General features: G+C 63.1%; 19 protein-coding genes. 7 read left to right on the forward strand and 12 right to left on the reverse strand.

Annotated elements, in window-relative coordinates; translation table 11 throughout:
• Positions 1-120: 120 nt before the first annotated feature.
• Positions 121-1,295 (forward strand): IS3 family transposase gene (locus tag KFO72_RS23085; RefSeq protein WP_224100527.1). Its coding sequence is split into 2 segments (ribosomal slippage): positions 121-379 and positions 379-1,295, totalling 1,176 coding nucleotides; the frame shifts between segments, so codons are not numbered across the junction.
• Between the two features lie 170 nt (positions 1,296-1,465).
• On the opposite strand, the gene KFO72_RS23090 is transcribed toward KFO72_RS23085, so the two are convergent.
• The 3 genes from KFO72_RS23090 to glpD all read right to left on the reverse strand — a co-directional run bounded on the left by KFO72_RS23090 (position 1,466) and on the right by glpD (position 5,465).
• Positions 1,466-2,152, reverse strand: coding sequence for an HAD family hydrolase (locus KFO72_RS23090; RefSeq protein WP_225033136.1), 687 nt, complete (start codon positions 2,150-2,152; stop codon positions 1,466-1,468).
• 140 nt (positions 2,153-2,292) lie between these two features.
• A complete protein-coding gene (gene glpK, locus KFO72_RS23095; protein WP_054929742.1) occupies positions 2,293-3,792 on the reverse strand; it encodes a glycerol kinase GlpK in 1,500 nt (499 codons plus the stop codon).
• A 143-nt stretch (positions 3,793-3,935) separates the two neighbouring features.
• On the reverse strand, positions 3,936-5,465 hold the full coding sequence (gene glpD, locus KFO72_RS23100) for a glycerol-3-phosphate dehydrogenase (protein WP_060602293.1): 1,530 nt from the start codon (positions 5,463-5,465) through the stop codon (positions 3,936-3,938).
• Positions 5,466-5,667: 202 nt separating this feature from the next.
• Here glpD and KFO72_RS23105 point away from each other — a divergent pair, with 202 nt between their 5' ends.
• A complete protein-coding gene (locus KFO72_RS23105; protein ID WP_176055123.1) occupies positions 5,668-6,057 on the forward strand; it encodes a hypothetical protein in 390 nt (129 codons plus the stop codon).
• 200 nt (positions 6,058-6,257) lie between these two features.
• On the opposite strand, the gene KFO72_RS23110 is transcribed toward KFO72_RS23105, so the two are convergent.
• Positions 6,258-6,455, reverse strand: a complete 198-nt coding sequence (locus KFO72_RS23110; protein ID WP_007586164.1) for a hypothetical protein — start codon at positions 6,453-6,455, stop codon at positions 6,258-6,260.
• Positions 6,456-6,833: 378 nt separating this feature from the next.
• Complete coding sequence (locus KFO72_RS23115) at positions 6,834-7,613, reverse strand: DeoR/GlpR family DNA-binding transcription regulator (RefSeq protein WP_035986506.1); 780 nt, start codon at positions 7,611-7,613, stop codon at positions 6,834-6,836.
• 428 nt (positions 7,614-8,041) lie between these two features.
• On the opposite strand from KFO72_RS23115, the gene KFO72_RS23120 reads away from it, so the two are divergent.
• Together KFO72_RS23120 and KFO72_RS23125 are read left to right on the forward strand one after the other, a co-directional pair.
• On the forward strand, positions 8,042-8,869 hold the full coding sequence (locus KFO72_RS23120) for a ferritin-like domain-containing protein (protein WP_007586158.1): 828 nt from the start codon (positions 8,042-8,044) through the stop codon (positions 8,867-8,869).
• Positions 8,870-8,997: 128 nt separating this feature from the next.
• Positions 8,998-9,522, forward strand: a complete 525-nt coding sequence (locus tag KFO72_RS23125; RefSeq protein WP_225033137.1) for a hypothetical protein — start codon at positions 8,998-9,000, stop codon at positions 9,520-9,522.
• A 57-nt stretch (positions 9,523-9,579) separates the two neighbouring features.
• Here KFO72_RS23125 and KFO72_RS23130 read toward each other — a convergent pair whose 3' ends face one another.
• From KFO72_RS23130 to KFO72_RS23145, 4 genes are all read right to left on the reverse strand, one after another.
• A complete protein-coding gene (locus KFO72_RS23130) occupies positions 9,580-11,115 on the reverse strand; it encodes a DEAD/DEAH box helicase (RefSeq protein ID WP_225033138.1) in 1,536 nt (511 codons plus the stop codon).
• A gap of 197 nt (positions 11,116-11,312) precedes the next feature.
• Entirely contained in the window at positions 11,313-11,933 is a 621-nt protein-coding gene (gene trhA / locus KFO72_RS23135; protein WP_054929746.1) for a PAQR family membrane homeostasis protein TrhA, read from the reverse strand.
• 175 nt (positions 11,934-12,108) lie between these two features.
• Positions 12,109-13,407, reverse strand: coding sequence for a cytochrome c (locus KFO72_RS23140; protein ID WP_054929747.1), 1,299 nt, complete (start codon positions 13,405-13,407; stop codon positions 12,109-12,111).
• A gap of 20 nt (positions 13,408-13,427) precedes the next feature.
• Positions 13,428-14,159: a c-type cytochrome gene (locus KFO72_RS23145; protein WP_054929748.1), complete on the reverse strand. Its 732-nt coding sequence runs from the start codon at positions 14,157-14,159 to the stop codon at positions 13,428-13,430.
• 453 nt (positions 14,160-14,612) lie between these two features.
• Between KFO72_RS23145 and copC the strand changes: the two genes are divergently transcribed.
• Together copC and KFO72_RS23155 are read left to right on the forward strand one after the other, a co-directional pair.
• Positions 14,613-14,990 carry a copper homeostasis periplasmic binding protein CopC gene (gene copC / locus KFO72_RS23150; protein ID WP_176055122.1) on the forward strand — a complete coding sequence of 126 codons (378 nt, stop codon included), beginning with the start codon at positions 14,613-14,615 and terminating at the stop codon, positions 14,988-14,990.
• On the forward strand, positions 14,987-15,916 hold the full coding sequence (locus tag KFO72_RS23155) for a CopD family protein (protein ID WP_054929750.1): 930 nt from the start codon (positions 14,987-14,989) through the stop codon (positions 15,914-15,916). Before copC ends, KFO72_RS23155 begins: the two co-directional genes overlap by 4 nt.
• A gap of 41 nt (positions 15,917-15,957) precedes the next feature.
• Here the strand turns inward: KFO72_RS23155 and KFO72_RS23160 are convergent, their stop codons facing one another.
• On the reverse strand, positions 15,958-16,260 hold the full coding sequence (locus tag KFO72_RS23160; RefSeq protein ID WP_035986488.1) for a hypothetical protein: 303 nt from the start codon (positions 16,258-16,260) through the stop codon (positions 15,958-15,960).
• Between the two features lie 316 nt (positions 16,261-16,576).
• Complete coding sequence (gene dgoD / locus KFO72_RS23165; RefSeq protein ID WP_060602284.1) at positions 16,577-17,725, reverse strand: galactonate dehydratase; 1,149 nt, start codon at positions 17,723-17,725, stop codon at positions 16,577-16,579.
• A 267-nt stretch (positions 17,726-17,992) separates the two neighbouring features.
• On the opposite strand from dgoD, the gene KFO72_RS23170 reads away from it, so the two are divergent.
• The gene (locus KFO72_RS23170; RefSeq protein ID WP_167352359.1) at positions 17,993-18,685 is read left to right on the forward strand and encodes a FadR/GntR family transcriptional regulator; all 693 of its coding nucleotides are present in this window, start codon (positions 17,993-17,995) and stop codon (positions 18,683-18,685) included.
• A 32-nt stretch (positions 18,686-18,717) separates the two neighbouring features.
• Here the strand turns inward: KFO72_RS23170 and KFO72_RS23175 are convergent, their stop codons facing one another.
• Positions 18,718-20,256 (reverse strand): DHA2 family efflux MFS transporter permease subunit, encoded by a 1,539-nt coding sequence (locus KFO72_RS23175; RefSeq protein WP_225033139.1) that lies wholly within the window; start codon positions 20,254-20,256, stop codon positions 18,718-18,720.
• Between the last annotated feature and the right edge of the window lie 121 nt (positions 20,257-20,377).

Genomic DNA, 20,377 nt, shown 5'->3' on the forward strand with positions numbered 1-20,377 from the left:
GTGAGCCGCTTTCTTTTGCCTACTTTTCTTTGCGGCGGCAAAGAAAAGTAGGTGCTGTAATGGTCCAATGCTCCTGGACACCTCAAAAGGTAGACTGACAACCAGACGGAGAGGTGTTCGATGGGAAGAAGGGAGTTCTCGCAGCAGTTCAAGGACGATGCGGTCGATCTGGTGCTGCGACAGGGTTATACGGTCACGAAGGCCGCGCGGGCGTTGGGCATTGGCGAGACGGCGCTGCGTCGCTGGATCGGGGAGCGCCAGCCGCAGGGCGCCGTAACGGAGCCGGCAAAGGTGGGGGCGACGCCTGCCCAGACCCGCATTCAGGAACTGGAAAGGCGGGTGGCCGAACTGGAGAGGGAGCGCGACATTTTAAAAAAGTCCACAGCCTTCTTTGTCAAGGAACTGGATCGCAATACGAAGTGATCCAGCGTGCAGGGAAGGCCTATCCGGTTGCGGCCGTGTGCCGGGCGCTGGATGTCGCACGCAGCAGTTACTACGCGTGGAAAGCGCGCCGCGCCCGCGCGCAGTCGATCCAGCATATGGCGCTGTGTGAGGTGTATGCGATCCACGCCCAGTACGATCAGACGTGTGGCAGCCGGCGTATGTCGCAGGAGTTGCGCCGACGCGGTCATAACGCGGGACGGCATCGCGCCCGTAGTCTGATGCGCGAGGCCGGCGTGCGTGTGCGCTCAGTCCGTACGCACCAGTATCCAAAGGGCGGTGGCACGCTGGCCTTTGCCCCCAACCGGCTGGACCGGGCGTTCGATGTCATGAAGCCCAACCGTGCCTGGGCCGGAGATGTGACGTATGTCTGGACTCAGGAAGGCTGGCTGTATCTCGCAGTGGTGATGGACCTGTTCTCGCGGCGTGTGATCGGCTGGGCCTGCTCCGCTTCGCCCGATACCAACCTCGTGACACGTGCGTTGCAGTTCGCGCTGGATGCGCGCCGTCCGGCGTCCGGGCTGATGTTCCATTCGGATCAGGGCTGTCAGTACACCAGCCATGCGTTCCGGGACTTCCTCAGCCGGAACCGGATTATCCAGAGCATGAGTCGCAAGGGGAATTGTTGGGATAACGCCGTGGTAGAACGCTTCTTCCGCAGCCTGAAGACCGAACGTGTGCGGCAACGTCCGTACCCGGACTATCTCACAGCGAAGTGCGATGTCATTGATTACATCGCGACGTTCTACAACCAGCAGCGACTGAATTCGGCGGCCGGCAACATGCCGCCCGCCGAATACGAAGCCACGATGCACAAAAGGTGGAAAGCAGAAAAAGTGTCCAGGAATACTTGACCACTACATGCCGCCCCGCACAGGGGCGACGCGTGAAGCACGATAACGCATCGCGGATGCCAGCGAAAAGGCAAATCGCGGATGCCAGCGAAAGCAAAAGCAAAACGCGGAATGCCAGAGCGAAAAGGCAAAAACGCCAACCCCAAAGCGTCGCAGACAAAAAAAACGACCTACGACTGCATGCCTCCAAACTCCCCCCGCATCCCCGCCTCGACAATGGACGGCAACTCATCCATATGCTGCATGATCCGTGTGATCCCCATATTCCGCAGCACATCGGCATAGCCATGAGGAATATGACTAGCCCCAACAAACGCAATCGTCATCATCCCCGCCGCCCGCGCGGCATTGAGCCCCGCGACGCTATCCTCAACCACGATGCACCGCGACGGCTCGACCCCCAGTCGCTGCGCAGCAAACAGATACACATCAGGATAAGGCTTCGGCCGCGCGACCTGCTCGGCGCTAAACACCCGCGGCCCGAAAATCTCCGCCAGCCCGGCGCGGCGCACTGACGCGCTCACACGCATCGTCCGGCTGTTCGACACGACAGCAGCAGGCAGCGACACGCGCAGCAGTGCATCCCGCACGCCACTAATCGCGGACAGCGACGACGCAAGCTCCGCTTCGACATTGGCCTCGACGGTCTGCAAAAAATCAGCGGGCAGTTCGATATCGAAGGCTGCTTCTACGCTCTCGAGAAATCGCGAAGTCTGCTGACCAAACGCGGTCTTGCAGATCTCGTCGAAATCGAGCGCGGGAAAAGTGGCGGCGAGCGTGTCGTGCATCACGCGGTCGGCGATGACTTCGCTATCGACGAGCACGCCGTCGCAGTCGCAAATGAGATGGTCGATCATGCGGAAAATAAAACAAAAGCGCAGCCCGCAAGAGGCAGGACGCAAGGCACACTACGCGCCGAAAGCGACATGATACGTGCATTGCGGCCCGGCGCGCGCCGGGCGGGTTGCGCGACACGCGCGCACGGACGTGCGTCAACTCAGGGCGCGTCGGCCCACGCCTTCGCCGCGCGAATTGCCCGTTGCCAGCCGTCGAGGCAGGCCTTCGCCTGATCGCCCGGCATCGACGGGGAGAAGCGGTGCTCGAGCTTCCACTGGCTCTGCAATTCGTCGATGTCCTTCCAGTAGCCCGTCGCGAGTCCCGCGAGATACGCGGCGCCGAGCGCCGTCGTTTCGCTGATCTGCGGACGCACGGCATCCACCCCGAGAATGTCGGCCTGGAACTGCATCAGCAGATTGTTCGCACATGCGCCGCCGTCCACGCGCAGTTCGTCGATATGAATGCCCGAGTCGGCTTCCATCGCCTTGAGCACGTCGACGGATTGATACGCGATCGAATCCAGCGCCGCGCGTGCAATGTGCGCGGACGTCGTGCCGCGCGTCACGCCGAACAGCGTGCCGCGAGCGCGCGCATTCCAGTGTGGCGCGCCGAGGCCCGCGAACGCAGGCACGAGGTACACGCCGTCGCAATGTTCGACACCGCGCGCGAGCGCCTCGATCTCCGACGCGCTGCGAATGATGCCCAGGCCGTCACGCAACCATTGCACCACAGCGCCCGCGATGAAGATGCTGCCTTCGAGCGCATAGTTGACCTGATCGCCGATCTGCCAGGCAATCGTCGTGACGAGATTGTTGCTGGATTCGATCGGTTTCGTGCCCGTGTTCATCACCAGAAAACAGCCGGTGCCATACGTGTTTTTCACCATGCCCGAGCGCGTGCACATCTGGCCGAACAGCGCGGCGTGCTGGTCGCCCGCGATGCCCGCCAGCGGAATCTTCGACGCGAACACGGTCGTTTTCGTCGGCCCATACACTTCCGACGACGGACGCACTTCCGGCAGCATGCTGCGCGGAATGTCGAGCGCGTCGAGCAGCTCGTCGTCCCATTGCAGCGTGTGGATGTTGAAGAGCATCGTGCGCGACGCGTTGGTCACGTCGGTGATGTGCAACTCATGCTTGGTGAAATTCCACACCAGCCAGCTATCGACCGTGCCGAACGCGAGCTTGCCTTGCCGGGCTTTTTCGCGCGCGCCGTCGACGTTGTCCAGAATCCAGCGGATCTTCGTGGCGGAGAAGTAGGAATCGATCGGCAAGCCGGTCTTCGCGCGGAATGTCTGTTCGAGACCTTGCGCCTTCAACTGATCGCAAAAGTCGGCCGTGCGCCGGTCCTGCCAGACAATCGCGTTGTAGATGGGATGGCCCGTTTCGCGATCCCAGACGATCGTCGTCTCGCGCTGGTTCGTGATGCCGATCGCGGCAATCGACGTGCCGTTCAGGCCGGCATGCGTGACGGCTTCGGCTGCGACGCCCGCCTGCGTCGCCCAGATTTCCTGCGGATCGTGCTCGACCCAGCCCGGATGCGGATAGATCTGCTGAAATTCCTTCTGCGCGACCGAGACGACATTGCCCTTGCGATCGAACAGCATCGCGCGCGAACTGGTGGTGCCCTGGTCTAGCGCCAGGATGTACTGATCCTGCATCGTCTCATCTCCATGCGTTTTTGTCGGACCGGCGCGGCGGCGCGCTCAGGTCACGCGAAATAAACTGCCTGCGCGGATTGTTGCATGCGCGGCGGCGCGGCGGAATCGCCGCGCGCTGCTGCATGTTTGCGCGCATTCGCCCGTCAGGCGTGCTGCCTGGTCGTCGCGCGGGCGAACCATGCGTCGATGTCGCGCGCGACGCTTTCGAGCATGCCGGGCTCGACATGCAGGCCGAGCTTCGAACGGCGCCACAGCACGTCGCGCGCGGTCGTCGCCCATTCGGTTTCGCGCAGATAGCGCAGTTCCGCCTCATACAAGCCAGGCGCGAACTGCTGCCCGAGATCGGCGAGCGAGCGCGCGCCGCCGATCACGCGTTCGGCCCGTGTGCCATAAGCACGCGCATAGCGGCGTGCGAGAGCGGCAGGCAGCCATGCGTGCTGTTGCGCGAACTGCGACGCGAAGCGCTCGAAGTCCGCGTGCGGGATATCGCCGCCCGGCAGCGGCGCGCCCGCTGTCCAGGTCGGCTTGTCGTGCTGCAAGACGCCCGCGAGATCGTCGACGGCTTCTTCCGCGAGCTTGCGAAACGTCGTGATCTTGCCGCCGAACACTGACAGTAACGGTGCCTCGCCTGCGGGCGCATCGAGTTCGAGCCGATAGTCGCGTGTCACTGCGGAAGGGTTGTCGGCGTTCTCGTCCTCCAGCAAAGGACGCACGCCGGAGTAGGTCCAGTACACGTCGCGCGGCGCGATGTGCTGCTTGAAGTAACGGTTGATCGAGTCGCACAGATACTGCGTTTCGGACGGTTCGATCGCGACCTTCGACGGATCGCCCTTGTATTCGAGGTCGGTGGTGCCGATCAGTGTGAAATCGCGCTCGTAAGGGATCGCGAAAATGATGCGCTTGTCCGGGTTCTGGAAGATGTACGCGTGATCGTGCTCGAACAGGCGACGCGTGACGATGTGGCTGCCCTTCACGAGCCGCACGCTGTAGTTCGCTTCGCGCGCAAGCGGGCCGCGCAGCAGGTCGCCGACCCACGGACCGGCGGCGTTTGCGATCGAACGCGCGCGCACGGCCAGCGTGGAGCCGTCCGCGCGCAGCAGTTGCGCATGCCATTCGCCATTCACGCGCGTCGCGCCGGTGAGCTTGGTGCGCGTCAGAATGGTCGCGCCTCGCTCCTGTGCGTCCAGCGCGTTCAGCACGACGAGGCGCGCATCGTCGACCCAGCCGTCCGAATAGACGAAGCCGCGCTTGATCGAGTCGATCAGCGGTTTGCCCGCCGGATGCTTGCGCATGTCGATGCCGCGCGAGCCGGGCAGCAGTTCGCGGCGCGCGAGGTGGTCATAGAGAAAGAGACCGGCGCGGATCAGCCACGCCGGCCGCAGGTCGGGCATATGCGGCATCACGAAGCGCAGCGGCCACATGATGTGCGGTGCGGCGCGCAGCAACGTCTCGCGTTCCTGCAGCGCCTTGCGCACCAGCCCGAACTCGCGATATTCCAGATAGCGCAGGCCGCCGTGAATCAGCTTGGTGCTGGCCGACGACGTATGCGCAGCGAGATCGTCCTGTTCGCACAGCAGCACGGACAGGCCGCGGCCCGCCGCGTCGCGCGCGATGCCCGCGCCGTTAATCCCGCCGCCGACGACGAGCAGGTCGAAAATGGAATCTTGCGTCACCCGGAATGCCCCTGACGGAGAAAAAGTAGGGTTGATGTGAAGTCGTAATGTTCGTTTTCGAAACTTTAATGAACATATTCGAAAAAGTAAAGTTCGACTCGCCTTGGATTGGTGCGCGATTCGGCGCGCCGGTGGCACGTTTGCCGCGCGCGGACGATACTTCCGGCAACGGGCCGGATTGCGGCGATACGAGGTGAACTTCATGCGTGGACTCTGGAAAACGGGCGCGGCGGCGCTATCGATCGCGGCGGTGCTGTCGGGATGTGTCAGCACGCCGAGCCTGAACGGAACGCTGGGCGCGCCGTCGTTCGCGGATCTGCAGGCAATGTGCGGAAGTGAGCCCGCCGACTACGGCAGCGACGCGCAATCCGTGTACGTGACGCTATTCGATGCGTATGTGGCGAACAGGCGCGGCGGGTTGTCGAAGGCCGATTACTGCGCATTCCAGGCGGCGCTGGCGCAGCGCTACGCCGCACAGGGCGGGAGCACGGACCCTCAGGTGCGCAGTCAGTGGGTGGAGTTCTTCAACGCTCAGCGTGTGAAGGCGCTGAGCTGGCGTGCCGCCGTCGATCCGACGCTGCGCAGCGGCTGAGGCCGCGATCGGGGCGTGCGGGCGCGCCGTTCGAAGATGACGGGGCTGGCTAGCCTGAAAACATAAAGACGGCCAGGCGGGCAAGCCGCGTGACCGTCCAGGCGTCCGTATTTTCGCGTGTCCGTTGCGAACACGCCGACGGCCGCAGTGATATGACTGGCAAGCGCGTTAAGTTCGCTCGATTTTCGCTCGATTGCCAGTCAGGAAAAGCGCTTGATCGCGCGAAGAGCCGTGTCTCCCGATTCCGTGATGCGCCATTGTTGCAAGCCCGAGGCCAGTCTTTCGAGCTCCACGAGCTGCCGTTCGAGCAGTGCGTCGAGTTCTTCGCGTTCCATATCGACCTGGTTAGGGGCGTCCTTGACAAGCAACAACGTGGCGAATTCATGCGGACTCAGCATCGTTTCTCTCCATGTCAAGCGTAGTCGGGTGGCCTTTGCGCCCGCCGACGGCCCTGCCGGCAGACGGAGGATCCAGCGGACGGCGAATCCCGCGGATCAGGCCTGAAGTTATGCTTGCTTCACCCCATGTCCAATGCATGCCGCTCGGTCCAGGGACGTTTAAGGACGTTGGGGAACTGGAGTGTAGTCAATGGCGGCCGGAAGTCCAAATGGACCCGCGTAAATTTTCCCGTTGACAGCGCCGCGTGAAAGAGGCGGTCCGGTGGGCGAGGCAAATCCTTGATTTCACTGTAGGTTTTGCGTGCGGTGCAGCATGGCGGAAACGGACTTGCGACGCTTCGGACCCGTCAGCCGGTGCGTGGCAGGCCACGCCCGAACTCACTCGGCAATAAAGACCTGCGTGCCCGCGTTTGTCAGCGTTTCTGTCATGTCGGGCGGCGGCGGCGCGTCGGTGAAGAGCGAGTCGATCTGGTTCAGATGCCCCTGGCGCACGAGCGCCGGGCGGCCGAATTTCGAATGGTCGGCGGCGAGGAAGACGGTGCGCGAATGTTCGATGATCGCCTCCGCGACGCGCACCTCACGCGTGTCGAAGTCGCGCAGCGTGCCGTCCGTTTCGATGCTCGACGTGCCGATGATCGCGAAGTCGACCTTGAACTGGCGGATGAAGTCGATGGTCAGTTCGCCGACGATGCCCTTGTCCCACGGACGCACGATCCCGCCCGTCACGAGCACCTCGCAATCCGGGTAGCCGCTCATCATGCTCGCGACGTTCAGATTATTCGTGATCACGCGCAGCCCGCGATGCCGGTTCAGCGCGCGCGCGACTTCTTCCGTCGTCGTGCCGAGATTGATGAAGAGCGACGCCTGATCGGGAATGTGCGTGGCGACCAGCGCCGCGATGCGCCGCTTCTCGTCATGGAACATCCGCTGCCGCGCGCTGTACGAGACGTTCTCTGAACTGGTCGGCAGACTCGCGCCGCCGTGATAGCGGCGCAGCAGATTCATGTCGGCGAGCCAGTTGACGTCGCGGCGAATCGTCTGCGGCGTCACGTCGAAGTGCGCGGCCAGATCGTCGACCGTGACGAAGCCGTCGCGTTGCACCCACTCCAGCAGTTCCTGTTGACGTGCGTTAAGCGTGAGGCGGGGGTCTCGTGTCATGATGTTTTTGTGAGCGCCGCACCTGGAGCGGGCGAAGGTTGGCTTGGCCGTATTGTAAGACCTTCGTTGTGTTCGCCGTCGTTGGTTTGTGTTCGGATTTTTTCGCTTCGCCGCCGCGGTAGTCGAAAGGAAGCGTAAGGCACCTGCGCGATGCAGCTTTATCGTGCGATTTTCCCGCCTGCCAGGGTGTTCGAATCATCACATATGTAGTCTTTTGTGCATGCGCACGATCAATCAAGGTTCGGGCGGAACTGCGTCGATCCGGCATGGTCTCTGCTGTGTTGTCTGCGAATTTGCAGAGCAGCGTCTAAGATGAAGATAAAAATTCAATGTTGCAAGGCACTGTAGCCGTCGAGGGCGGCGGTCGAACCGGGATAGGCGCGGTTCAGCCCGCGCAGGAGGCGCTACGGTTTTCGGAGTGAACTTTTATGCACAACGAGGCTGGTCACGTGATGCCCTGGCGCATCGAAGACATCGATCTCAATCGCATCGACCGTCAACGCGCGGTCGCCAATGAAGACCTCTTGTTACTGCTTTGCGCTGCCTCGTTTATCGAAAGCGGTACGGATCTTTACACGAGCAATCTGAGCAGGTTCTTCAATGGCGATCCCGAGGTGTCGGCGTGGCTCAACAACGAGTGGGAGCCCGAAGAGATGCAGCACGGCCGCGCGCTGAAGGCGTACATCGCGCACGTGTGGCCCGAGTTCGACTGGGATACGGCGTTTCACAACTTCTTCGAAGAGTACTCGAAGACCTGCAACATGGAAGACTTCGAGAAGACCCGCGCGCTGGAAATGGTCGCGCGCTGTGTCGTCGAGACGGGCACGGCGACGCTGTATCGCGCCATCGGCGTGTGTTCGGACGAGCCCGTGCTGAAGGAAATCACCGACAACATCCGCACCGACGAGGTCCGCCACTACAAGCACTTTTTCAAGTATTTCAAGAAGTACAACAAGATCGAGGGCAATGGCCGGCTCGCGGTGCTCGGCGCGTTGATGCGGCGCGTAATGGAGATCAAGAACGAAGACTCGGAGATCGCGCTGCGTCATGTGTTCGCGATCCGTTATCCTGAGCGCGTCAACGATCCCGTGTATAACCGTGACAAGGCTGCGCGCGTGAACAAGCTTGTGCGGCACAACCTGTCGGCCGATATGTGTGTGAAGATGCTGCTCAAGCCGCTCGATTTGCCGGCTAAGATTCAGCCCGGTGTCCATTACCCGCTCGCGAAGATCACGCAGCACGTTTTTTTCCGCTGAGCGTCGTGGTGCGCAGCCGGGCGTCGAAGGCCTGCGCTGTTGACGCATGAATGGCCCGCCTTCAGGCGGGCCATTTGCATTTGTGCTGGACGCCGCGCGCGAGCCCGCCTACGACGGAGGAATCATCCATGACAGCATCCGCGGAGCAAAACCGCGCACTCGATCAACAGATATTCGATGAATGGCCGGTCGAATTGCGCGCGCTATTCGACGGCTCGGCGCTCGCATCGAAAGTCGGCTTTACGGCGTCGCTGCTGACCGTCGACGAGAGCGGCGCGCATTTGCGCACGTCGCTGCTCGGCATCGGCGAACTGCACGCGCCGGACTCGCGCACGCTATGCGTCGCGCTATGGCCGCAGTCGCGCGCTGCGCAGGCGATTGCCCGCAGCGGCCGTGCGGCGCTGACGTTCGTGTTCGATGAGGCGTTCTATCAGATTCAGCTCGCGCTCACGCCGTTGAGCGCGGATGCGGCCGGCCTGGCGTGCTTCGCGGGATCGATCGAATCCGGCGAAGCGCATCGCGTGCGCTATGCGCGCCTGACGGCGGGCATCACGTTCGACCTTGAAGAGGGGAGAGATGCGGTGCTCGAGCGCTGGACGCTGCAGATCGAGTACCTGAAGAAAGCCGCCGGCGGCGCGGCGGCTGGCAGATAGCAGCCGGACAAGTACGAGACGCCCGCATTGAAAATGACGGGCGTCCGCGGTGTCGCGTCAGTTGCCGCGCTGGCCGCCGCGTGGTGCGCCGGAGCGCGGCTTGCCGCCGCCGCTGAGCAATGCGCCCGGATTGGTGCTGTGCGGTTTGCGCGGTGCGTGCGGAGCATGCGTGTTGCCTTCATGCGCGACGGCGCGCGGCTTGTCCTGATGACGCGAGCCATCGGTACGCGCCTGCGCGGGCTTGGCGCCTTGCGGCTTGGCTTGCTGTTTCGGCTTGTCGCCCGAAGCGCGTTGGCCGCCGCGCGATGCGCCGTTGTTCGCGCTGCCCGAGCCTTCGCGTTTTTGCTGCCCCTGAGCTTGCCGCTGCCCTTGCCCTTGGCCCTGGCGCGGCTGACGGCCGCCGCCACCGCCGCCGCCCTGGCCGCGGCGCAGGATCGGTTCGGGCCGCGCATTCGGGTCCGGCTCGAAGCCCGCGATCACTTCTTGCGGCACGGCGCGCTTGATCAGCTTCTCGATGTCCTTCAGCAGTTGAAGCTCGTCGACACACACCAGCGACACCGCCTCGCCCGTCGCGCCGGCGCGGCCCGTGCGGCCGATGCGGTGCACGTAGTCTTCCGGCACGTTCGGCAGATCGAAGTTGACGACGTGCGGCAGCTGGTCGATATCGATGCCGCGCGCGGCGATATCCGTGGCGACGAGCACCTGCAGCGTGTTGTTCTTGAACTCCGACAGCGCGCGGGTACGGGCCGACTGGCTCTTGTTGCCGTGAATCGCGAGCGCGCTGATGCCGTCCTTCGTCAGCTGTTCGGCGAGACGGTTCGCGCCGTGCTTCGTGCGCGTGAACACCAGCACCTGAAACCAGTTGTGCTGCTTGATCAGATGCGTGAGCATCTCGCGCTTGCGGTCGCGGTCCACCGGGTGAATCTTCTGCGCGACGGTTTCGGCCGTCGTGTTGCGGCGCGCGACTTCGATCAACGCGGGCGAATCGAGCAGGCCATCGGCGAGCGCCTTGATCTCGTCGGAGAACGTTGCCGAAAACAGCAGGTTCTGGCGCTTCGGCGGCAGCTTCGCCAGCACGCGCTTGATGTCGTGAATGAAGCCCATGTCGAGCATGCGGTCGGCTTCGTCGAGCACGAGAATCTCGAGATGCGACAGGTCGATAGTCTTCTGCTGCATGTGGTCGAGCAGACGCCCAGGCGTCGCCACGACGATATCGATGCCGCGCCGCAACGCGTCGATCTGCGGGTTGATGCCGACGCCGCCGAACATCACGGTCGACTTCAGCTTCAGATACTTGCCGTAAGCGCGCACGCTTTCCTCGACCTGTGCGGCCAGTTCACGCGTCGGCGTGAGGATCAGCGCGCGTACGACGCGCTTGCCGCCGGGCGCGGGCGGCATGGTGAGAAGACGTTGCAGGATGGGCAGCGTGAAACCAGCCGTTTTGCCCGTGCCCGTCTGGGCGCCGGCCAACAGGTCGCCGCCGTTGAGCACGGCGGGAATGGCTTGCTGCTGGATCGGGGTCGGCGATGTATAGCCGAGTTCGTTGACTGCGCGGACCAACTGTTCGGACAAGCCGAGAGAATCAAAAGACATAAAAGCTCTTTGCAATGCAATTGTGCAAACGGTGTCGAACGCGGCCAGAAGGCGCGTTCGCGGGCGACTCGCATGATCGCTCGCCCGACACTCACCGCTTACGGAGAAATCGGCGGCACGCGAGATGCGTGCCGAATTGCTCGACGAGCTATGCAGACACGTCGACTGGCATTAAGTTGCATCCGCCGTCATGCGCCTCATGCGACATAACGCGCGACGCTGACGAACTGACACAGACTGCCGGCGAGTACGAACAGGTGCCAGATGCCATGTCCATGCCGGATGCGCTCGTCGTTGATGAAGAAGTAGATGCCTGCGCTATAGATGATTCCACCCGCCAGCAGCCAGGCCGTACCCGCAGCCGGCAATGCAGTGACCAGCGGACGGACGGCAACGAGCGCGAGCCATCCCATCAGCACATACAGCACCATCGATACGCTGCGGGTGCGTCGCCCGAGCGTCAGTTCCTGCACGATTCCGAGCGCGGCCAGCCCCCAGCTTACCCCGAATAGCGACCATCCCCATGGACCACGCAACGTGACCAACGTGAACGGCGTGTAGCTGCCCGCGATCAGCAGATAAATCGCAGAGTGATCGCACTTCTGCAAGATCGCCTTCAGACGCGGACTACGCACGCTGTGATACATCGTCGAGATGCCGTACAGCACGCAGAGCATCGCGCCATAGACGCTGAAGCTCACGACCTTGTACGCATCGCCGTCGAGCGCGCCCATCGTCACGAGCGTCGCGAGCCCCGCCACCGACAGCACGGCGCCGACGAGGTGAGTGATGCTGTTCAGACGCTCCCCGATTTGCACGGCACTTCCTCCTGCATGATGCCCATCTCATCCAACAATCAACACGGGACCAACGTTATACGCCCGATAGGCCGGATGTCTTCGACGCCGATCAACGCCGAAGCCACGCCCCGGAAAAAAGCGAAGGGCGCGGCCGCGATTATCGCAGGCCGCGCCCTGAACCCTCAGACGACGTTTAGTCGAGCGGCGCCGAACGCAGATCGGAGACCTGTTGCGGCGACACAGCCGTGCCGTGATTGCCCCACGACTGGCGGATATACGTCACAACGGCTGCCACTTCCTGATTCGACAGCGCTTGCGCAAACGGCGGCATGCCATACGGCTTCGGATTGCCGCCCGTGCTCGGCGGATAACCGCCGTTCAGCACCATGCGGATCGGGTTCACGGCCGACGGCATCTGGATCGACTGATTGTTCGCGAGCGGCGGGAACGACGGGGGCATACCGAGACCGTTCTCCGCATGGCACTTCGCGCAGTTGTCAGCGTAGATCTTCTGGCCTTGCTTCAACAGTTCGCTGCCGAACTGTTGCGACGTCTCCAGTTGCAGATGTTCGGGCGCTTCGTCCTTCTGCGGAATCGTCTTCAGGTATGTCGACATCGCGTGGATGTCTTCGTCCGACATGTACTGCAAGCTGTTGTGAACCACTTCAGCCATCGGACCGAACACCGCGCCGCGTTGCGACACGCCTGTCTTCAGCAGATCGGAGATGTCCTTGATGTCCCAGTCGCCGAGGCCGGCTTCCTTGTTCGACGTCAGCGAAGGCGCATACCAGTTCTGCAGCGGGATCAGACCGCCCGCGAACGCAGCCGAGTTCACCGGGCCGCCCATCGCGTTGATCGACGTGTGGCACATGCCGCAGTGGCCGAGGCCTTCGATCAGGTACGCGCCGCGGTTCCATTCCACCGACTTGGTCGGGTCTGCCTTGTACTCGCCTTCACGGAAGAACAGCGTGCGCCAGCCGATCAGCAGGTTGCGGTTGTTGAACGGGAACTTCAGTTCGTGCGGACGGCTCGGCACCGCGACGGGCGGGACCGAGCGCAGGTACGCGTAGATTGCGTCCGCGTCGGCGCGCGAGACCTTCGTGTAGCTCGTGAACGGGAAGGCCGGATAGAGCAGGCTGCCGTCTTTCGAGCGGCCAGTGTGCATCGCGCGATAGAAGTCGTCCTGCGACCACTTGCCGATGCCGTACTGGTCGTCAGGCGTGATGTTAGGCGTGAACAGCGTGCCGAACGGCGTGGCCATCGGCAGGCCGCCGGCGAATTCCTTGCCGCCGCGCACCGTGTGACAAGCGATACAGTCGCCGGCGCGGGCCAGGTATTCGCCCTTCTTGATCAATGCAGCCTGGTCTGCCGGTGTGGCTGCGACGGCGGTGCCGTTGTGCAGATAGTCGCTGCCCGACCACAGGACGGGAACCAGCGCGGCAGCCGCTACCACGACGACAGCCGAAAGCGCGAACAAAGACTTGCGTTTCATTGTTTGTCTCTCCCGGTGCCTTATTGCGGTTCGCTGCCGCAGGCAAGCGGAGTCTTCAACGATTTGGCGGGTGCCGGCACGGGGTTCTGCGGCGCCTGCTGCGTGGACAGCCACGCGGCGACTGCGTTCACGTCGGCGTCCGTCAGGCGCGTGGCGATCGTGTGCATGCAGTCAGGCTCGATTGCGTGACGCGAACCCGAACGCCATGCGCCCAGCTGTGCGCTGATGTAGTCCATGTGCAGGCCGACCAGACCCGGGATAGCCGGTTCCATGCCCGTCAGCGCCTTGCCGTGGCAGGCCGCGCAAGCGGGAATCTGCCTCGACGCGTCGCCGTTCAGCACGATTTCCTTGCCACGCGTGAGCACGGAGTCGGCGACCGTCGGTTTCGACGGCGTCGGATACGGCGGACGCTGCTGCGAGAAGTACGTTGCAATGTCGTGAAGGTAGTCGTCGGAGAGATACGTGACGAGGTAGTTCATCGGCGGGTACTTGCGCCGGCCTTCACGGAAGTTCTTCAACTGGTTGTACAGGTACTCGGCCGGCTTGCCGGCGAGACGCGGGAAATAGTCGTTGTCCGTGCCCTGACCTTTCGAACCGTGACACGCCGTGCAGCCTTGCACGCGCGCTTCCATCGTGTCCGGAGCTTTAGGCTGGGTTTGCGCTTGTACAGCGCCAGATATGCCTGCACACCCGATCAGCAACAGGGCGAGCAGCGGTCGAAAAATGCGTCTTGAAGACACGCGTAACTCCATCATTATCGGGGGCCTGGCCGAACTTCGAACGGATCGGTGTGTGCAGCGCGATGAATGCGGCGGACGGTGCGCAGCGACCTCGCATTCTATCATCGATGGGTAATGGTGACTATTTGCCACATGCGACGAACTTCATGCCTGACGCGCCCGAGCGACACGCCGAATGCGACAAGTTGACGCAATTCGCCGTCATCTTTCGCGTTCCTGGCGGCCTCTGGTTGAGTGTTGGCCTGGCGGTAGCGCTTCCAACTAATTTAAGATTGCGCATTTTGCATCGATGGTCGTTGTCGCTTTGTTGCCTCTCGATGTTCCAGTTTTGAGCGAATTCGTGTAGGGCGCTTCGCTTCGGACCTTTGCACCGCTCTGTTGAACTCGCGGTTGAACTGACAGGGCCGCGAAACATCGAAGCGTACTATCCCGACCGTCCCCGCGTTTTCCACCTACAGCCAGCCTATGACCTTCTCCCTGTTTTTTCGCTTGCCGCTTCGCTGGCTCGCGGCGTGCGGCGTATTGCTCGCCGTCGCGTCGAACGCCTTTGCCCATGCGACGCCCACGTCGCGCGATCCCGCGCCGGACGCTGAGGTCGCCGCGCCCGCAGCCGTGACGATCCACTTCAGCGAGCCGCTCGAACCGGCATTCAGCAAACTCGCGCTCGTCGACGCCAACAACAAGCCCGTTGCGCCGGCAGCCTCGCAGGTCGATCCGCAGGACACGAAGACCATGCATCTCGCGCTGCAACCGCTCGCGCCGGGGCGCTACACGGTGCAATGGACGGCTGTCGCCGAAGACGGACATCGGACGAAGGGCAGCTACGCCTTCAGCGTCAAATGAGGGTCGACGGATTGTGGATCGGGCAGGTCGCAATGGCCGCGCTCATGAACGTTGCGTTTGCGTTTGCCGTCGGTTCGGCCTTGCTCGGCGCGTGGCTCGCCAACGACGCGCAGGCGAAGATCGCGCCCGCGCGTCCCGCCTGGTTGCGCGCGCAGCGGTCGATGCAGGCGTCCGCGATCGTGCTGGTGCTGGCCGATCTCGGCTGGCTCCTCTATCAGGCAGCCGAGATGGCGGGCGTGCGCTTGCCGGAAGCGTTCAGCGTCGTGCCGACGATGTTGTCGCAAACGCACGTCGGCTTCGGCTGGAGCGTCGCGTTTGCTGGCGCGCTGGTGCTGCTGCTCGTGTCGTTCGCACGGCAGACCAATGTGTTGCGCAACGCGCTGCTGTGGCTCGCCGTGATCGCAATTGCGGGCGGCAAGGCGACGCTCGGACACGCTGCGGATGCGGGCGTGGCGTCGGCGGCCATCGGCATGCACACGCTGCACGTGCTCACGACGTCGGTGTGGGGCGGCCTCGTGCTCGCGGCCGGGCTCTCGGTGCTGCCTGCGCTCGGCACGTCGATCGCGCGCGGCGTGCTGATCCGCACGGCGACGCAGTTGTCGAATGTGTCGCTCGTTGCCGTCGTGTTCGTGCTGCTTTCGGGGGTGTTCAACGCGGCGCGGGGTTCGGGCAACTCGTTCCTCGCAATCGAAACGAGTACCTGGGGTCACGTGCTGATGCTCAAGCTCGCGCTGGTGGCGCTGGCGCTGGTGCTAGGCGGATTGAACCGCTTTTCCGCTTTGCCGCGCTTGCGTCGCACGGCATCGACGATGGACGCGCACACGTTTGTCAACCTGTTGTACCTCGAAGCGCTCGCGATGCTCGGCATCTTCGCGGCCGCCGCCGTGCTGTCGCATAGCGTGCCCGGCTTCGCGGCGCTCGGCTGAGCGCGGCCACGCGGGTCGCGCCTGTCGCTGGCGGCAAGCGCTCATTCGTAACCGAGCTTGTGGCCGACGACGGGCGCGAAGAACAGACCGATCGCGCAGCCCGCCACCTTGCCTTCGAGCTCCGCTGCGGCCGCGTGGGAACTCGTCATGTGCGTAAGCAGGTCCAGCAACTGCGGCAGGCAATAGATGAATGCCGCAGCGATGAAACACCGCTCGACCGTCGAGATGCGCCAGCCGCGCTGGAACGCGAGCACCGCGCCGATCACGCGCAGCACGCCGAACACGACCAGTGCGCCAATCGCGGCCTGTTCGCGGATCAGATAGTCGGGAAGGAATTCGCCCATCACAGCCCCCTGTTCGAATGGTTGTTTGCATCCCATTGAGCAAGGAGTGAGCCAAGCGTTCGGAGGCGCTGAAGAGTCGGGCTGGAACGCTTGTCCGGCAAGGGCTTGCGCGGTGAGCGCCAACGCCGTGCAAGCCGCCGGAAGGCGTCGCGCGTCAACTGTGTAACGTTACTGATACGCTGCGCGCGCGGCATGCCGCCGTAACGCCTTCGAAGACGCTACGGGTTGTCAGATGACAAACGCCGCCCGAAGGCGGCGTTTGTGTTTCATGTGCGATATCGCGCTACCGTGGTATCGCGCTATCGCATGTCGCCGCTCACCACTCGGCGACGCTGCCGTCCGCGTGACGCCACACCGGGTTGCGCCAGCGATGGCCGACCTTCGCCATTTCGCGCACCTTCTCCTCGTTCACTTCGATACCGAGACCCGGGCCTTGCGGGATCGACACGAAGCCGTCTTCGTATTTGAAGACTTCCGGGTTCTTGATGTAGTCGAGCAGATCGTTGCCCTGGTTGTAGTGGATGCCGAGGCTCTGTTCCTGGATGAACGCGTTGTAGCTGACGGCGTCGATCTGCAGGCAGGTGGCGAGCGCGATCGGACCGAGCGGGCAGTGCAGCGCCAGCGCGACGTCGTAGGCTTCCGCCATCGACGCGATCTTGCGGCACTCGGTGATGCCGCCCGCGTGCGACGCGTCCGGCTGGATGATGTCGACGTAACCGCCCGCGAGAATGTGCTTGAAGTCCCAACGCGAGTACAGACGCTCGCCGAGCGCGATCGGCGTGCTCGTCTGGTTGACGATGTCGCGCAGTGCCTCGACGTTCTCCGACAGCACGGGCTCTTCGATGAACATTAGCTTGAACGGGTCGAGTTCCTTCGCGAGCACCTTCGCCATCGGCTTGTGGACGCGGCCGTGGAAGTCCACGCCGATGCCCACGTTCGGGCCGACCGCTTCACGCACGGCCGCGACGTTGTTGATGACGCCCTGGACCTTGTCGAAGGTGTCGATGATCTGCAACTCTTCGGAGCCGTTCATCTTCACGGCCTTGAAGCCGCGCTCGACGACGGCGCGCGCATTGTTGGCGACGTCGCTCGGGCGGTCGCCGCCGATCCACGAATACACCTTGATACGCTCGCGCACCTGGCCGCCGAGCAGCGTATGCACGGGCACGCCGTGGAATTTGCCCTTGATGTCCCAGAGCGCCTGATCGACGCCTGCAATCGCGCTCATCGAAATCGGGCCGCCACGGTAGAAGCCGGCGCGGTACATGACCTGCCAGTGGTCTTCGATATTGCGCGGGTCTTTGCCGAGCAGATAGTCGGAGAGTTCGTCGACTGCGGCGGCGACCGTATGCGCGCGGCCTTCGACAACCGGCTCGCCCCAGCCGACGATGCCCTCGTCGGTCTCGATCTTCACGAAGCACCAGCGCGGCGGAACGATGAATGTCTCGATTTTGGTGATCTTCATGGCGGGAGCGTCTCCTTTGCTTGCAAAGCCGATTGCAGTTGATGGCCGCAACGCGCCCGTTCGTCCCGGTAATTGGACGCTGGCGGTACGGCAGTTGAGGAGCCACATCCTACAACAAAATCACCTTTAAATACTATTAATAGTATTATTTGGTAAAAGGGTTTTGTCGCCGGACGATGGGTTTCGCTGACCCGATCGCCGATAATCGCGGGCGGTCCGCTTTGACCGGTCGCACGGTGCAAGGCGCAAGATGGACCCACAATCAGCATCAGGAGAACCGACATTCAGCGAGATCTGCACGGCCGCGTTGCGTATCTGCTCGGCACAGCCATTCTGCGCGGCGACTACGCGCCCGAATCCATCCTGCCGCGCGAAGCGGAGTTGATGGAGACGTTCGGCGTCAGCCGTACAGTGCTGCGCGAAGCGCTGCGCACGTTGACATCGAAGGGGCTGATCGAATCACGGCCGCGCGTGGGAACGCGCGTGCGTCCGAAGCCCGCCTGGAATCTGCTCGATGTGGATGTGCTCGACTGGTATTCGCGCGTCGCGCCCGCGATGGACTTCGCCCTCAAGCTGCAGGAAATGCGCGAGATGATCGAGCCGTACGCGGCTGCGCTTGCCGCCGCATCGCATAGCGACGCGACGTTCGCCTCGCTCGACGCCGCGCATTCAGCGATGCTCGCGGCGCGCAATGTCGACGAGTGGGTACGCGCCGATCTGCAATTTCATCTGAGCGTGCTCGCCGCGTGCAGCAACGAACTGCTGATCCCGCTCGGCACGCTGATCGAACGCACGCTGGAAGCGCAATTGCGCCTGAACGCGAAGCGCGCCGATGTGTTCAATGCGTCGCTGGCCGAGCATTCGGCCGTATTCGAGGCGATCCGCGATCGCGATGCGCCCCGCGCGCGTGACGCGATGGCTTCGTTGCTTGGCGTGACGCGCGGGCGCATCGAAGGTTGACGCGGCCTCGCGCGGGCTGACAAGCGTACGGCTCAATCCATCGCCGCGTGCGCGACGGATTCGTCAGGCGCCTTGCGCGACGGGCGAATCAGCAGCACGAGCGGGATCACGGCCAGCGTCGCGACGAACATCAGCTTGAAGTCGTTCAGATACGCAATCATCGCGGCCTGCTGCGTGATCGACCCATCGAGCACGGCCATGTCCATGCGCGAACCCGTTGCGAGAATCGGCGCAACCACGGGGTTGAACGCTGTCACGTTCGCGGCCAGATCTGAATGCGAGACCTGCGTGTTGCGCGTAAGCAGCGTCTGCACGATCGAAATGCCGATACTGCTGCCGATATTGCGCATCAGGCTATACGTGGCGGTGCCGTCAGCGCGCAGCGCGGGTGTCAGCGTCGAGAACGTCAGCGCGCTCAGCGGCACGAACACGAGACCCAGGCCGAAGCCCTGGATCACGCCGGGCCACACGATATCCGACTCCGACAGCACGATCGTGTATTGCATCATCTGCCACAGCGCGAACGCCGATACGACGAAGCCCGCGAGCAGCATCAGGCGTGCGTCGACATGTTTGAGCAGGCGTCCCGCGAACAGCATTGCGATCATCGTCCCCGCGCCGCTCGGCGCCGTCACGAGACCCGTCGTCGCGACGGGATAGTTCATCAGGTTCTGCAGCATCGGCGGGAGCAGCGCGCGTGTCGCGTACATCACCGCGCCGATGATGAAGATGAAAAACGTACCCGTCGCGAAGTTGCGGTCTTTTAGCAGTTCGTACTTGAAGAACGACGTCTTGCCGACGGTCGCTGTATGCGCGATGAAGAACGCGAAACTGATCGACGCAATCAGTGCTTCGATCACGATCTCATGCGAGCCAAACCAGTCGAGCTGTTCGCCGCGGTCGAGCATCGCCTGCAATGCGCCGATGGCGAGACCCAGCGTTGCGAAGCCGAACGCGTCGAACTTCGCGTCATGCTTTGGCTCGCGTGTCGGAAGGAAGGTCAGTATGCCGAATAGCGCGAACGCGCCGATCGGCACGTTGATGAAGAACACCCAGCGCCAGTTGTAGCTGTCGGTGAGCCAGCCGCCGAGCGTCGGGCCGAGAATCGGGCCGACCATCACGCCCATGCCCCACACGGCCATCGCCTGGCCTTGTTTCTCGCGCGGATTGATGTCGAGCAGGATCGATTGCGACAGCGGCACGAGCGAGGCGCCGAAGATGCCCTGCAGCAGCCGCGACGCGACGATCTGCGTCAGCGTTTCGGACAGCCCGCACAACGCCGATGCAATCGTGAAGCCGCCCACTGCGAACATCAGCAACCGCTTGACGCTCAGCCGGTCAGACAGCCAGCCTGTCAGCGGCGTCGCGATCGCGGCGGCCACGATGTAGGACGTCAGTACCCACGTGATCTCATCCTGCGATGCCGACAAGGTGCCCTGCATATGCGGGAGCGCGACGTTGGCGATGGTGCTGTCGAGCGTCTGCATCAGCGTCGCGAGCATGATCGCGATCGTGATCATCGGACGGTTCAGCTCGACGGCGGGCTTTGTTGCCGGCGAATCGGAGGCCATGAGGCGGGGGTCTTATAAATAGTAAGCATGCTTATTGTATAGACCGACGATTCTTATGCATACGCTGAGTTTCCCGGAGTCCGTTGTACGCTGCGGGTTTTGGGCGTATGGCGCGCTTTGG

This window comes from Paraburkholderia sp. XV, from assembly GCF_020177535.1.
Lineage (GTDB): Bacteria > Pseudomonadota > Gammaproteobacteria > Burkholderiales > Burkholderiaceae > Paraburkholderia > Paraburkholderia caribensis.